The sequence below is a fragment of the Shewanella mesophila genome (genome assembly GCF_019457515.1).
GTDB lineage: Bacteria > Pseudomonadota > Gammaproteobacteria > Enterobacterales > Shewanellaceae > Shewanella > Shewanella mesophila.
The window spans coordinates 3,909,996-3,924,672 of record NZ_CP080421.1 but is presented as its reverse complement, the minus strand read 5'-3'; the positions used below and the strand labels follow the sequence as shown (position 1 = coordinate 3,924,672).

Genomic DNA, 14,677 nt, shown 5'->3' with positions numbered 1-14,677 from the left:
CATAGCCTTAGTGACACACTTCCCAAAGACCTTGTTGGATCTTATCAAGGGTTTGTCTGAGTACGCTTTCTAGCGGGCGATCTTCTATTAAGGTTTCAAAATCCTGATTCACCTGCTCTAAGGTTTTTGCCACCGAAGGGGTGAGTGAAGCTTCGCACAGCTCATTTTGGGTAATTCGCAGTTTGATCCCTTGGGTCATCGCCAGTAGCGCCGCTGCGGCAACTTGTTCGGTAAGTTGTAAGACACGCATGCAATCGCGTGCAGCAATGGTGCCCATGCTGACTTTATCTTGGTTATGACATTCCGTTGAGCGCGAGAATACACTGGCTGGCATAGTATTTTTTAATGCTTCTGCCGTCCAAGCTGACACGCCGATCTGCACCGCTTTAAAGCCATGGTTAATTGCGCGGCGACTGCCTGTTGCTGCCGATAGATTTGCGGGTAAGCCATTGTTGAATTTAGGGTCCATTACCAACGCCATTTGACGATCGATAAGATCGGCGATATTGGCAACGGTATTTTTCATTGAATCCATGGCAAAGGCGATATGGCCACCATAAAAATGCCCACCATGGAGAATATGTTCACCTTCAGCATCGACTATAGGGTTATCGTTCGCGCTATTGAGTTCGGTTTCGATAAATTGGCGCATGAACGGCAGCGCATCTTGCAGTACACCTATAATGTGCGGTGCGCAGCGAATCGAGTATCTGTCTTGTAGGCGGTCTGAATTACGAGGATGTTCATGATGATTCAAATCCTCACGGATCCAAGCGGCAATTTGGTTCTGCCCTGGGTGAGGTTTTGCCGCAAATAGAATATCGTCGAAATGGTTGGAGTTACCTTTAAGGGTTAATGACGCCATCGCGGTGATGCGGCTTGCCAAGCGAGCCAAATATTGGGCTCTGTCGTAGGCAAGACAGGCTAGCGCTGTCATTACTGCTGTGCCATTCATCAAGGCTAAGCCCTCTTTCGGGCGCAGCTTCAGCGGAGTGATATTTAATTTAGTGTAAACATCAGCAGTATTTTGGCGCTCACCTTGATAGATCACTTCTCGTTCACCCACTAGTACGGCGGCAAGATAGGAAAGCGGCGTTAGATCGCCGCTGGCACCGACCGATCCTTCCTCTGGAATAACGGGGGTAATATTAAGGTTAAGTAAGGTTTCGATACGTTGCAGTAACTCGTAGCTCACCCCAGATTTACCGATCGCAAGTGAACTCAGGCGGCAGGCCATTACGGCTCTGGCTTGCATTGGCGATAAGATCTCTCCGAGCCCACAACCATGAAAGCGGGATAGATGCAGAGGGAGTTCGTGGACCAGATCTAATCCGACGGTGACGGTACATGAGTCGCCATAACCTGTGGTAACACCGTAAACTACGCCCTCTTCAGCCAATAGGCTATCGATGAAGCGTGCACCTTTTTGGATATACTCTTGATAATCAGCGCTGTCTTGCAGATGTGCTTTGGCCCCCTTGGCTATCGCTACCACTTCTTCTAGCGTTAGCGAGCGTTGGCCGAACTCAACTGTAGTTGCCGATGCTGATGTTTGAGTCGTCTGAGTCATCTATTTATCTGTCCTGTTTGGAGTGAGAGGGCTGCTTTTAGTGCTAGCCTCGCGCTGGAGTTCTTCATCCTTGCGCCAAAAATCGAAAAAGTTAAACCATTGCATTGGTTCGCGTCTTGCGTAATGTTCTAGCCGTGTGCTGTAGTGTTTGACTGCTTGCTCTAAGCGTTGCATACGTCCTGCTCGAGGGCCTTTTAGACTGTCGACAAAGTGCTCCAAATGAACTTGATAGCGTCCCTGTTCTCGAATACAAAACATCAGATAGACAGGACAATCAAGTAATCCAGCTAGAATAAAGGGGCCTTGAGGGAAAGGAGCCTCTTTACCCATAAAGGGGGCGTATATGACTCGACCTTCACTATTAGAGGAGGTTCGGTCGCCCGCAATAACCACTAATTCTCCCTGTTCAATCTTCTGTTGTAACAACATAGAGGTGCTGGGGCCGAGTTCGGTGACTTGGATCAGATTCAGTGCGCTATTGGGATTGAGTTGTTTGAGCACTCGATTAAAGTGCTCGGCATTCTCTGTCAGCACCATCACATTAACTTTGACTTTGTGCTGGTGGATAGAGATTGCTCGGCACAGCTCAAGGTTGCCCAAATGGGATACCAGTAGCACAGCGCCTTTCCCCTGTTGAAGTTGATTAGCAAGCAATTCTCGCTGAGGGAAATCCACCTGACTTAACTGAATTCTATCGCACCAAGCATCTATCCTGTCTAACGCGGCATTACCGAAGGCGATAAAGTGTTTTAGACTATGGCGCCAACCTATCACGCCTTGCAATTGTGGATGCTTGGGGTCGACCTGTTGCACTTGCTGCAAGAAGGCTAATGAAGCCGTACGAGCCGTTTTACCCGTCAAAAAGAAGTAACAGATCACTGGATACATGATCGCCCTGCATAACCAGTGGCCGCCTATTTTGTAGCTAGTGGCGAGCAACTTAATTCCCCAATAGCTGCCGCGTTCACCCATACGTGACCAGTGCTTGTACTCTTGCCGGTCAGTATGACGGCTGAGCAAATTGGGTAGCCGTTTGAGCATGCCAAAAAATAGCTTGGTATGCATGGCTGAGATCCGCAGATTATCTTTTATGCCTTGAAAGTGGCTACTGCCATCATCAGGGTAGATCACCTTAGTGGGCAAATGAATGATCTGCACTCCTTGCCAGTAGAGCTTAACTAAGATTTCGATGTCAAAATCCATACGCTCGCCTAAGGACTGGCGGAGAAAAAGCGCTTCGGTCTCCGCTAGTGGATAAACGCGAAAACCGCACATGGAATCTTTAATTTCTAGGCTTAAGGTTTCAACCCAAACCCAGAAATGGGTAATATAGCGGCCATAGAGTCGGCCTTTAGGCACAGATTCATCATACTGAGGCAAACCAGAAATAAGCGCCTGGGGCTGCTCTGTCGCTTTGGTTATCATGGCTGGAATGTCATCGAGATCATGTTGACCGTCGGCATCGACCTGTAGGGCATGACTGTAGCCATCTGCGTAGGCGGCTCTTAAACCTGTGGTGACAGCAGCCCCTTTGCCCCGATTAAGGGGATGATGGAGCAGGGTTACCCAATCATATTGTTTGGCCAATTGAATGAGTAGATAGCGAGTCTCATCATCACTACCATCATTGACTAAGTAACAGGGGAGGTTAAATGGCGCGAGGCGCTCAAGAGTTGCGGTGATCGCTTGACGATGGTTGTAGTTTGGAATGACTAAGGCTAAATGCATTAGTTAGCACCCTCGAATTTACGACCACTAAGGGCGATGCGGCCAGAACCGAAGCGTTTGTCACCATCATAATAGGCGAAGTTGAGCTTATGTTTGCCCGCGTTATGGCTGATTTTTAGGAAGACTTGGGTTCCAGGCAAAATAAGCTGCTGAAACTTTAATACTTCAAGACTCTCTACTTCTGCAGCGTAGCCAAACTCTAATGCCCCCAGTTGAGTCGCCCAATCTAACTGGGTAACGCCAGGTAGTACTGCCTGCTGAGGAAAATGCCCTTCAAAATAGGGTAGATCTGCCGTAATAGAGAGCAGCCATTCGACGCCATCATCCATCACTGTTTTGGCTATGATTGGCGGTAAACTAGAGTTAATCATGACTAAATAGCTCTTTGAGCTCCTGATGTAAAAGTTTGCCTTGGGTATTGAGTGTGAGCGTCTCTGGGTAGCGCCAGCGTCTTGGTAGCGTCACACGCTCAAATTGGGTTAGTAGATGCGCTTTTAATCGGTTGTTGACGGCGAGCTTACCTTCATCTGCGAGTAGCTGTCGGCCCTGCTTTGATAACACTATGGCTGCGCCGAGTTGAACTCTTGGTTGCTCTAGCACTAACAGTGCAGCTTTAGATACCAATGGATGACTCTCTAACAAGGCTTCCATCTGTACTAGGCAGATACGTTTCTCTTCGATCTTAACGATACGGTCGAGCCTACCCTGCAGCACAAATTCCCCTGTATCCGTGATACTTATTTTATCATCGCATCTTAGCCAGTCGGCACTGTCCAAATAGGGTGATTTAAGCAGTAAAGCCCCGTCGTGTTCATCTTGTGCAATTTGATGAGAGTTAAAGGCACGCCAAGGTTGATTATCACGACTCTGGCGACGGTAAGCTATACCACCGGTTTCTGTACTACCAAAGACTTCAATCGGCGGTTTGCCATAGCAGTGCGCTATGTCGATCGCGGCCTGCTGACTTAATGGTCCGCCAGAGCTAAAAACCAGACTTGGCGAACGATATTGAGGCTGGTTCTCTAAGGCTTCAGGAAGTCTAGACAGTTGAGCTGGACTGCTGATTAGGCATAAATTAGGGAACAAATTTGTGTAATAGGTCAGGGTTTCTGGGTATTCAACCTGATCGCTCAAGAAGGGGCGACTAGCGGCTAATGGCCAGAGGATCTTAAACAGTAAACCATAGATATGCTGGTGTGAAACCGTTGAAATAACACTGCATTGTGGCAGATGTGCAGCGAAGGTCTGTTCGAGTACACTCACCTCGGCATCAAGCTGATCTATGGTTTTAGTGATCGCCTTAGGCTGGCCGCTGCTTCCCGAGGTAAAGAGTATCAGTTCACCCAGTTTTTCGCCGTGAGGCCAAGCTGCATCATTTAAATACAGCTCCTTTTTAAGCGGTAGAAACACTTTACCTTCGCATAGACAAGTGTCAGACAGTATTCCATCAAACTCATGGGTCAGTTCGCTTAAGGTACCCGCTTGAGTGTTACTAGGTAAAATCAGTTGTTTACCGGCTAACAAGCCAGCGCATAGCCCTGCTGCAAACAGGTCGCTGCTATCGCAGGCGAGTAGCCAGCGGGTGGCTTTATGTTCGCTTAACGTTTGATGTAAGGCTGCCACTTGCCCGGTAAAGGCACTACCAATGACGATATCATGATGATTGAAGCTGATAAGTTGCTGGCTCGATGGGCCCTGAGACAGCCAAGTTTTAAGTAACTCTGTCATGACTTTTTTAACCACAATGTTCGATATAGCCACTCTCCACCGAGCAATAATCCGATAAGCAGATATGCGATGAAGCCGTTATATAATGTCCAGATCTCTAAACTGGCGTAGCTTGCCGTGTAGTAGGCAACAGTGCCGTTTAATATAAACAGCCCACACCAAATTTGCGTGACCCTATGTAAATAGGGAATAGCGTCATTTGGGAGATCAGGCTCTTTAAACCGAGCGAGACGTTCAATCATGCTAGGCCCACGTTTAAGTGAATAACCAAACAAGGCTAACATACTCAGATTGATCACGACTGGGTAATAGAGTAACCAATCGTTACGCTTGGCGATAAAGCTACCAGCAGTGAGCCCTATGCCGACTAAAACGGGTATTGCCATCGATTTGACTTGCTTCTTTAGCATAGCAAGTCGAAGCAAGAGTATTAGGCATAAAACCAGCGCGATAACCCCTGGTGGCAAATAGTTTAAGCCGAAATAGACGGCCACCGGATATCCCAATAACAGGATGCCAGTAACCAGTTGCAACACCACACGCATTACTGTTTAACTAGCCCTTCGATAGCGGAGACGACGTCATCGACCGTGCGTACTGCTTTAAACTCATCGGGTTGAATTTTCTTGCCAGTTAACTGCTGCAATTTAATCACTAGGTCGACAGCATCGATGCTGTCTAGGTCTAGCTCTTCATATAACGAAGCTTCTAGGGTGATATCGTCGGCGTCGATTTCAAATTCATCTACCAATATCTTGGTTAGCATTGCTAGGATCTGTTCACGATTTTGCATCTTGGCTCCTAAACTCGCTGGGATTCGATGAAACTAGCAAGGCTTGTCACACTGTAAAAGTGTGCTTTGGTCGCCTCGGAGTTTGCTTCAATCTTGACATCAAACTGCTTCTTAATCGCTAAGCCCAGTTCGAGTGCATCAATCGAGTCTAAGCCCAAGCCTTCGCCAAATAGTGGTGCATCAGTTTCAATATCGTCAATGCTAACATCTTCAAGATCTAAGCAATCAATGATCAGTTGTTTAATTTCGTTTTGTAAGCTCATAATTAGTATCAAGTTGTTGTTTATAATAATTTTCAAGATCTCGAGTCAGCTGGCGAGCCATTTTGGCATCTCCACCCGATTGAGCATAATACCTGATATGTTCAATAGTTTCGCCTACTTCGACATTCATGCCGATGGTTTGACGAGGGATCTCATACCAAGGTTGTTGTTTGGTCAATCCTACGGCAGTAGTCCGCAGTACGACCGGAATAAGGTCTGTCTTGGTCCGCAGTGCGATATTGGCAGCGCCGCGGGCGAATTCATTGATTACAGCACTAATATGGGTACGCGTGCCTTCAGGAAAAATGATCAGGTTGGTTCCCTGTGCTAATACGCCTTTGCAGTCGCTTAATAACAGATCTGCACCGCGGTTAGGTATATAGCCTGCAGATGAGACGACTCCACGCATAAAAGGGTTGCGCCATAACCCCTGTTTGACGATACAGCCGACATTGGGCATTAGGCTGATTAAAACCACAACATCGACCAAGGTGGGATGATTGGCAATAATCACCTTTCCCTGTGCTTCAGCTAATCTTTCTAAGTGTTGAGTACTCACTCGTATCACACCCGCCCAAGTAAGCATGCCAACAAAACCACGAAACATGCGATGTACGGCTCGTTGTACTCTGGTGGTTTTCTGTTGTGGCGTTCCTGGCCATAGCCTAAGCAGGGGCAATAGGGTGAGCGAGCTTAGTAAGCCGCCAAGCCCAAAGACGATGTAACAGCTTACGCCGCCGAGCCAACGAGGAATATAGGCTATTCCCGTTAAACGTTTTGCCTCGATAGTCTTAGCCATGGGCGATGTTCCAGACAAATTGACTTAGTTTGCCGCAAAGGTTTTGCTTACTGGCAATGGCGCATAATAGCTGTCCGTAGCTGATGGTCTGAAGCGCATCGAGCTGCTCAGCCGTTGGCTGTGTTTCTAGGCTTAGTGTCAGCTCAAGGTTTTGCTCTTGCTTGGGCAGCGATAGCAGCAGGGCAAGGGCGATTGGCAGCTCGGGCTCATTGGTAAACTCTTTGTAAATATCAGCTACGGGTTCATCGCCAAATACTAATAGCAGGTCGCTGTCGTGTTCACTGAGTTGACCATAAGCTTCGATGAGTGCCTGTGCTAATGTGGTTTCTCCCGCTGCGATCGATGTCGACGGTGAACAGTTATTTGTCAGGATGCTGAAGATACCACTGGCGGTATTATGCACTGACTGACTAAAACCAATAGGCGATATAGGTTGTTCACGCACGATATCTTGCAATAGGTCGACGGTACGATTGAGCTCACCATGGCGCGAAGCGAAAATAGTACGGCAATTTGCCGGGGCATCGCATTGGAAAGCGACTTCGAGCAACATCTTGGTCAATTTACTATAGCGGCGGCGCTGCATTGCTGGTACTTGAGGAAGTTTCGGTGCCAAAACTAGGCTATCTTGACCATCAATAAGCTTATTGGGCCATTGTTGCCAATCTGAGAGTTTTTGATAGCGTGGCGACCAGGCGCCCGAAGATTGAATGCCAAAGATTAACTGCACTACTTTGCCTCTACATACAGTTTAAACTGTCGTTTTCCATAACAATTAGGTTGAACCCGTTAATGATGGTAAACGGGGCCGGTATTGTACACCTAAGTGTGGAAGGAAAGCACTCTTTGAGCTGTTCAGATGTTGCAATTATCGCAACATAAAACGAAAAACCGCCCTAGTCGGCGGTTTGGGTGGTGTTGGACTCACTTAAGTTGCTTTTTTAACTTACGCAGAGCAGCCTTAACTTTCTTGCTGTTTTCTGGTCCCATGCGGATCATGAGTTTTTGTGCATTAGGCAGGGTTTCAAGCTCGGGATCGACAAACTTATAGTTAACACTGACGCTACTGAGTTCGATGGCCTGTTCGATTATCGGTGCGGCAAGCATTACATCGATGGCTTCAATGACGCGGTCATTGAAGCTCATATCGCCATAACCGAGTTCATCGAACGCTTCGCCCATAAGTGGGGTTAATTGCTGATAAGTGATTACTAGTTGTTGCTCATCTAAATTGCTAACAAAGTCCGCATACAGGTCGTATCTATGGTAGCTATCAGGATTAAGATAGGTCTTATTGGTGACATCCGATACGGTAAATTGACTGTTAGGTGCTTTAAGGGGACTCACTTTGCGAGCCAATTCACCTTGGGCGAGGTTGTCGACGAAGACCACGAAATGACGCACGATATCCTTCTCGACCAATATAGGATCTATTTTCATTCCATTAGCGACTTCTAGAGTCTTCTCTTTGACATATTCATCACTGTCTGCCAAAGCGGGGAGTACTTCTAGTTCTGGCTTCACCACCTCTGTCGGTTCAGGGGGCTGAGGTTCTGCAATCGCTTCAGGCTCAGGTATGTTAGCGTCCGTGGCTAATGGTTCTTCTGGGATGATTTCAGGCAGCGTAACTGGGGGGGCAACTTCTGGCTCTGGCTGTTTATCTTCGCCATCTAGTAGATAATAGGTACCGCCAGCGACCATCAGCAAGATAACGGCAACGGCAATTGTTAATGCACTAGCGCCACCACGTTTTTCTTGGGGTGCGATTCTATCTTCTTGACTGACTTGCATGAAAGTTCCTTGAAAAATAGCTGGTGTGTAAGGAGCGTACCCTTAATGGCCTTCCTCCATTCTGCAAAATTAACTCGACTTGTCTAGTGAAGTTGGTTGAAATAAAAAATAATTAACCTGATATGAGAGCTTACGCTGTCAAAGATCAGGCCTGAACATATTGTTGCCGCTCGCCTAGCCAGCGCATTATGATGGCATCGACATTATCGGGCACCTGCTGCATAACGTGCTGAGCCAGCTTTTGAATATGGGGAATAAGTGCTTGGTCACGAATAAGATCGGCGATTTTCATCTCCGCAATGCCCGTTTGTTTGGTGCCTAATACTTCACCTGGTCCCCTGATCTCTAAATCTTTTTGCGCAATCACAAATCCATCGTTACTGTCGCGTAATACCCCAAGGCGTTTTGTTGCGGTATGGGATAGCGGCGCTTTGTACATGAGCACGCAGTGGCTGGCAATGGCTCCACGACCGACTCGCCCTCTGAGCTGATGTAACTGTGCCAAGCCCAGTCGCTCGGGGTTCTCGATAATCATCAGGCTCGCATTGGGTACATCGACACCCACTTCAATCACCGTCGTTGCCACTAATAGATGAATATTCCCTGCTTTGAAGTCAGCCATAATGGCTTGTTTCTCTGCGGGCTTCATTCGTCCGTGCACTAAGCCAATGGATAATTCAGGTAACTGCTGTTTGAGCTCTTCGGCGGTATCTTCGGCGGCTTGGCACTCTAATACCTCAGATTCTTCGATGAGAGTACAGACCCAGTAAGCTTGCCTATTGTCATGCAGAGCGGCTTGGCGTACGCGATCAATTACTTCGCAGCGGCGACCGTCAGATACGGCGACCGTAGTCACTGGCGTTCGTCCCGGTGGCAGCTCATCGATAATGGAGGTATCGAGATCGGCATAGGCTGTCATCGCTAAGGTGCGGGGGATCGGGGTTGCCGTCATGATCAATTGATGAGGATGAAAGCCTTGGCTAATCCCCTTTTCTCGTAGACCTAATCGTTGATGGACCCCAAATCTGTGTTGTTCATCGATAATAATTAGCGCCAGTTTATTAAATTCCACTTGTTCCTGGAAAATCGCATGGGTGCCAATAACGATGTGGGCTTCACCGCTTTTTATCTGTGCTAATGATTGACTGCGTGCCTTGCCCTTGAGTTTGCCTGCTAACCAGCCAACGGTTAAGCCAAGAGGTTCAAACCAAGCGGCGAAGTTTGTAGCATGTTGCTCTGCTAGCAGTTCTGTTGGCGCCATCATAGCAACTTGGTAGCCACTCTCTATGGCTTGCAGTGCGGCTAGGGCAGCCACGAGTGTTTTGCCTGAACCCACATCGCCTTGTACTAAACGCATCATAGGATGGCTTAACGCTAAATCGGCGGTGATATCGGCAACGACTCGCTGCTGTGCTCCAGTAGGTTTAAAGGGTAGTGATGCGAGAAATGGGGTGAGTAGCTGACCAGTCGCTGTCATTGATACTGCGGCGTCATGATTGCTGCGCTGTCTCAGTTTTAACATGCTGAGGTTATGGGCTAGTAGCTCCTCTTGGATCAATCTTTGCTGCGCAGGATGAGTGCCTTGTTCTAGTTCATAGAGGGCTACGCCGATCGGGGGGCGGTGCAATAGTTGTAGCGCGTCGATCAGCGACATCTGATTTGGCTGCAGCTGAGGTGGTAATAACTCTTTTAGTCCACCATGGGCGAGTAATGCTAGTGCTTGTTCGGTAAGTTTGATCCAACTGGCCTGTTTTAGCCCCTCTGTCGTGGGATAAATTGGCGTTAAAGTCTCACTCAAGTTCAGGTCGCTATCAGAGTGGATAACCTTGTACTCTGGATGAATAATTTCTGGATGATGTTTGCCGCGACGTATCTCACCATAGGCGCGGATCGTGGCACCGTTTTGTAAGCCATTGCGCTGTGCAACCGAGAAATTAAAGAAGCGCAGTGTCACCATGCCGGTTTCATCTCTCACCGTGCAGGTGAGCATGCGCTTACGACCCTGAATAATTTGTGATGATTGAATCGTGGCTTCGATGGTGCCATAGCTGCCAGGATAAAGTGCAGCTATCGGGTATATTTGAGTACGATCTTCGTAGCGTAGCGGTAGATGAAACAATAGGTCTTGGACTGTTTTTATGCCGAGCTTTTCTAGCCGCTGCGCCATTTTGGTCGCCACGCCTTTTAACTCAGTTACAGCCATAAGATCGAGTCTATCCACGCTTTATACCCATTTGATTAATTGAGTCATTTAGAAGTTTGATAACTCAATCACTGTAAATATATACATATATTATCAGAGTTTGATGTGAACGCAATCTTGCCGCAATTTCGTTGAGGTTTGCTATATCACTGTCGCTATAGCCATCCCTTTTGTTTGGCAATACGGGCCGCATCAATTCGATTGGTTGCGTTCAGTTTGGCGATCGCCTCAGATAAATAATTACGGACGGTGCCTTCGGCGATAAATAGGGTATCGGCAATTTCGGCTGTGCTACGTCCGTCACTGGCTAATCGTAATGCTCGGCGTTCTTTATCGTTGAGTGGGTCTTGCTCGCCTACGGCCATGATAGCCAGTTCGGGATCGATAACTCGCTTACCTTTAGCGATCAATCCTATGGCTTCAATGAGTGAGTCTGATGGCGCATCTTTTAGTAGAAAGCCGCCAACTCCCGCTTCTATTGCTCGTTTGATGTAGCCCGCTCTGCCAAAGGTGGTCAGGATAATCACCTTAATCGGTGAGGCTTGTGTGTTACACCAGTCGGCGAGTTCGAGACCTGTGTAACCGGGCATCTCAATATCGGTCAGCAGCAGATCAAAACTATCGCGCTTTAATAGCGCGAGAGCCTCATTGCCGTCTTTAGCCTGAATCACTTCAAACTCTCCTTCTAGGGACAGCAGTGCCGCTAATGCCCCTCGGACCATGGCTTGATCTTCAGCCAGTAGTATTCTCATGCTTATCCTTAGCGTGGCAATGTCAGCGTAAAGTGGGTGTTGGTGTTTAACTGATAATCGAGTGTACCACCAAATTGAGCCAGTCGTTCTCGTATACCAGTAAGTCCATTTCCCTCGTTAATAGAGGCGATAGACGCATCATCAGTTACAGTGATTGAGAGCGCACCTTCCGTATCAGCGAAGACGATGTCGCAGTGACTTGCACTGCTATGGCGGATGATGTTATTGCAAAGTTCGGTCAAGCTTAAGATCACATGGGTCTCTATATCTGGCGGTAGCTGTGGAATATCGCCCTTCAAGGTAACGCTCATCCCTTTGTCTCGTAATGCTTGGCACAGGTAGGTCACGCTGGAAGCTAAGCCTTTATGTTTATAACCTGAGACGGTTTGACGTATCTGACTCAAACTATCGCGAGCAATGGCGTTAAGCTCCTGTAATTCAGCGCTAGCTTGGTCAAGTTTACTCTTGGCTAAAAGCTTTTGAGCTAATTCGGCTTTGAGTGAGATAGATGAGAGGGAGTGGCCCATAATGTCATGCAGATCCCTCGCGATTCGCTCTCGCTCCAACATTGTCGCAAGTTGAGTGATCTCTTGCTGACTTCGATGTTCAGCCAGTTTTGTCGCGACTCGTTTTTGCTCGGCAACGCCAAAGAAGCCAACGCCGGCGATTAAAGCAGTGCCGTACACCATAAAGTAATAGTGGAAATCGAATAGGGAGCTGAGCATCGCTAATATAGCTGCCATCGCAATAAGACAATAGAAAGCTATACGTAATGAGTAGTTAAAGCCGATAAAGAATCCTGCAAACGTAAATAGTGACAGAGAGCCTGAATTGATAGGTGTAATGGCGATGCCTATGGCTATCATGGCCATTATAGGCTTATGAGCTTCAGTACTTGGGCTGCGATATGCCCAGAAATAGCAGTAAATAAAGGGGATTAGCGTTGCTAGACTGACTGCAATATGTCATAGCGGCATAGTTTGAACAAATAGCGGGATCAGATAAAAGCCTAGATTGATAAGATAGATCCACGCTAGTTTATCTTCGACCTTTTTTGTTTGATCTAGTTGATGGTGAGCTATGAGGTTAACTTTATTCATGGTCATATTCTCTATAAGACCCGGAGCTTTTTATGGCTCCGGATAAACTTAACATCATTACTGATTTTGCTTGAGTAAAAAGCTTGCCCAGGCGTAATCACTTTGAACCCGTAGCGCGGCTTTCCAGTCTGCAACCGCGCCTTGTTGATCGCCTAAGTTTTGCTTAGCAAGGCCTCTCCAAGTATAGGCTTCGGCATATCCCCAACAGATGTTATCGCAAGGTTTTTCAAACAACTCAATTGCTCTACTTCCTAACTCAATAGCATGCTGCATACTGCCGCCATATTCAACTGGTGTCGAATAGGCCGAAATGGCTTTGACGAGTGCAAGTCTTGGACTATCGGGTACGAGGTTTTCGGCTGTATTGATCGCGGCTGACACTTTGGGGCCATAGCTACGCCCTTTGGTGAGATCTAAGCCAATCTGCATACCATAGATTGCCGCCAGCAGCGTGGCAACTTCGCCATTATCTTGCTCGGAAGCTAACAGTGATTCCGCTTCTTGGAGCGCTGACAATGCTTTGCTTTTTTGTCCCAAAATGTTGGCATTGATAGCGAGACGGTATAGGGCATAACCTTTCTCATAGCCGTCTGTCTGTTGGCTGAGTCGAGTTAGTTGCTCGATGTTCATTTGATTTGAAGCGCCGTCGATAGCGGCGATTTCATTGGCTTGGGTCAATGAGCTGATGATAGCAAGACTCGATGCAATAATTAGGGTTTTCATTTGATTCTCCTTGATTAGCATAAGGCCAGTTACCTTATGGTTAAGTCCCTCTATTGGGCTTAGGGAGAGTATCTAGGATGGGGCGAGTTTTTTGCAGACACAGATGTCACCGAAAAGGGATGACAAATGTCACCTCTTTTCGAATGTGTTAACGAATAAGCTTAAAAACAATAAAGCGATTCTAAGCGCTGGCGCTATTGATCAAATATCCTAGATAGCAAAGATAGGCTACTAATAGCAGTGCACCTTCTCTGCGTCCAATACGCATACCTGTCCAAGCGAGTGGTAGTAATACTATCGCCAGTATCAACATAACGCCCATGTCTAGCAATTGCAGGCCACTCGATGCAATGGGATGTAGCAGAGCCGTGATACCTAAAATGCCCAAAATATTAAATAGATTGGAGCCAACAACATTACCGATGGCGATATCACTTTCGCCTTTGCGGGCGGCAACCACTGAGGTCACTAACTCCGGCATGCTGGTACCTATCGCGACTATGGTGAGCCCAATGATCAGTTCACTGATGCCAAATAGGCCAGCGAGCTCTACCGCACCATCGACAAATAGGATGCCACCACCCACTAGCATAGAAATACCCGCTAGGATAAACAGGCTGGCTATGAGCGGATTAAGCGGCTTTGGTCCACTAATCTCAATACAACTTATCTCTTCTTTATCTGCTTTTTTACCGCTTAAGTAGCTAAATATGAGATAGCTAACGAGTAAAGAGGTCAGTATGGCACCATCGAGCAGGCTAAGATTTTCATCACTGTTAAGCCCCAAAAATAGCAGCGAGGCGATGATCATAATGGGAATATCTCGCTTGACCATCTGCGACTGAATTTGAATCGGACGGATCAGTGCGGTGATCCCAAGAATGAGTCCAATATTGGCGATATTAGATCCAATGACATTACCGATTGCTATGCCGGGATTCCCGGCTAATGCAGACTTTAAACTTACCGTTAACTCAGGAGCGCTAGTACCAAACGCGACAATAGTTAAGCCGATAACTAAAGGGGTTATTCCTAGCTTCAATGCCAAGGAACTCGCTCCACGAACGAGCGCTTCGGCACCAAAGGTTAAGATCAGAAAACCACCGATAATAGCCAGTGCGATTAACATGTTTAACTCTCTAAAATGGATAGGCGGCAAGGATAGACTGTAGGCGTTCTTTGACAACCAAATTTTGCCAGAAGAGGATTAAATTTTGTTTAACGAAA

General features: G+C 47.3%; 14 protein-coding genes and 1 pseudogene. All 15 read right to left on the bottom strand.

Annotation, left to right across the window (positions count from 1 at the left end):
• Positions 1–7: 7 nt before the first annotated feature.
• Positions 8–1,570, bottom strand: coding sequence for an HAL/PAL/TAL family ammonia-lyase (locus K0I73_RS17260; protein WP_220062256.1), 1,563 nt, complete (start codon positions 1,568–1,570; stop codon positions 8–10).
• Positions 1,571–3,298: a glycosyltransferase family 2 protein gene (locus tag K0I73_RS17255; protein ID WP_220062255.1), complete on the bottom strand. Its 1,728-nt coding sequence runs from the start codon at positions 3,296–3,298 to the stop codon at positions 1,571–1,573. It lies immediately after the preceding gene.
• The gene (locus K0I73_RS17250; RefSeq protein WP_220062254.1) at positions 3,298–3,669 is read right to left on the bottom strand and encodes an ApeI family dehydratase; all 372 of its coding nucleotides are present in this window, start codon (positions 3,667–3,669) and stop codon (positions 3,298–3,300) included. Before K0I73_RS17250 ends, K0I73_RS17255 begins: the two co-directional genes overlap by 1 nt.
• Complete coding sequence (locus tag K0I73_RS17245) at positions 3,662–5,026, bottom strand: AMP-binding protein (protein ID WP_220062253.1); 1,365 nt, start codon at positions 5,024–5,026, stop codon at positions 3,662–3,664. Before K0I73_RS17245 ends, K0I73_RS17250 begins: the two co-directional genes overlap by 8 nt.
• Complete coding sequence (locus K0I73_RS17240; RefSeq protein WP_220062252.1) at positions 5,023–5,571, bottom strand: COG4648 family protein; 549 nt, start codon at positions 5,569–5,571, stop codon at positions 5,023–5,025. Before K0I73_RS17240 ends, K0I73_RS17245 begins: the two co-directional genes overlap by 4 nt.
• Positions 5,571–5,819: an acyl carrier protein gene (locus K0I73_RS17235; protein ID WP_220062251.1), complete on the bottom strand. Its 249-nt coding sequence runs from the start codon at positions 5,817–5,819 to the stop codon at positions 5,571–5,573. Before K0I73_RS17235 ends, K0I73_RS17240 begins: the two co-directional genes overlap by 1 nt.
• An 8-nt stretch (positions 5,820–5,827) precedes the next feature.
• A complete protein-coding gene (locus K0I73_RS17230) occupies positions 5,828–6,082 on the bottom strand; it encodes a phosphopantetheine-binding protein (RefSeq protein WP_220062250.1) in 255 nt (84 codons plus the stop codon).
• On the bottom strand, positions 6,060–6,881 hold the full coding sequence (locus tag K0I73_RS17225; protein WP_220062249.1) for a lysophospholipid acyltransferase family protein: 822 nt from the start codon (positions 6,879–6,881) through the stop codon (positions 6,060–6,062). Before K0I73_RS17225 ends, K0I73_RS17230 begins: the two co-directional genes overlap by 23 nt.
• Positions 6,874–7,611, bottom strand: coding sequence for a beta-ketoacyl synthase chain length factor (locus tag K0I73_RS17220; RefSeq protein ID WP_220062248.1), 738 nt, complete (start codon positions 7,609–7,611; stop codon positions 6,874–6,876). The genes K0I73_RS17225 and K0I73_RS17220 overlap by 8 nt, the downstream gene beginning before the upstream one ends.
• A 194-nt stretch (positions 7,612–7,805) precedes the next feature.
• The gene (locus tag K0I73_RS17215; RefSeq protein ID WP_220062247.1) at positions 7,806–8,672 is read right to left on the bottom strand and encodes a DUF3014 domain-containing protein; all 867 of its coding nucleotides are present in this window, start codon (positions 8,670–8,672) and stop codon (positions 7,806–7,808) included.
• A gap of 145 nt (positions 8,673–8,817) precedes the next feature.
• Positions 8,818–10,893, bottom strand: a complete 2,076-nt coding sequence (gene recG, locus K0I73_RS17210) for an ATP-dependent DNA helicase RecG (RefSeq protein ID WP_220062246.1) — start codon at positions 10,891–10,893, stop codon at positions 8,818–8,820.
• Between the two features lie 137 nt (positions 10,894–11,030).
• Complete coding sequence (locus K0I73_RS17205) at positions 11,031–11,627, bottom strand: response regulator transcription factor (RefSeq protein ID WP_220062245.1); 597 nt, start codon at positions 11,625–11,627, stop codon at positions 11,031–11,033.
• An 8-nt stretch (positions 11,628–11,635) separates the two neighbouring features.
• A pseudogene (locus tag K0I73_RS17200) lies at positions 11,636–12,727 on the bottom strand (sensor histidine kinase).
• A 57-nt stretch (positions 12,728–12,784) separates the two neighbouring features.
• Entirely contained in the window at positions 12,785–13,450 is a 666-nt protein-coding gene (locus K0I73_RS17195; RefSeq protein WP_220062244.1) for a tetratricopeptide repeat protein, read from the bottom strand.
• Positions 13,451–13,631: 181 nt separating this feature from the next.
• Complete coding sequence (locus K0I73_RS17190) at positions 13,632–14,579, bottom strand: calcium/sodium antiporter (protein WP_220062243.1); 948 nt, start codon at positions 14,577–14,579, stop codon at positions 13,632–13,634.
• Between the last annotated feature and the right edge of the window lie 98 nt (positions 14,580–14,677).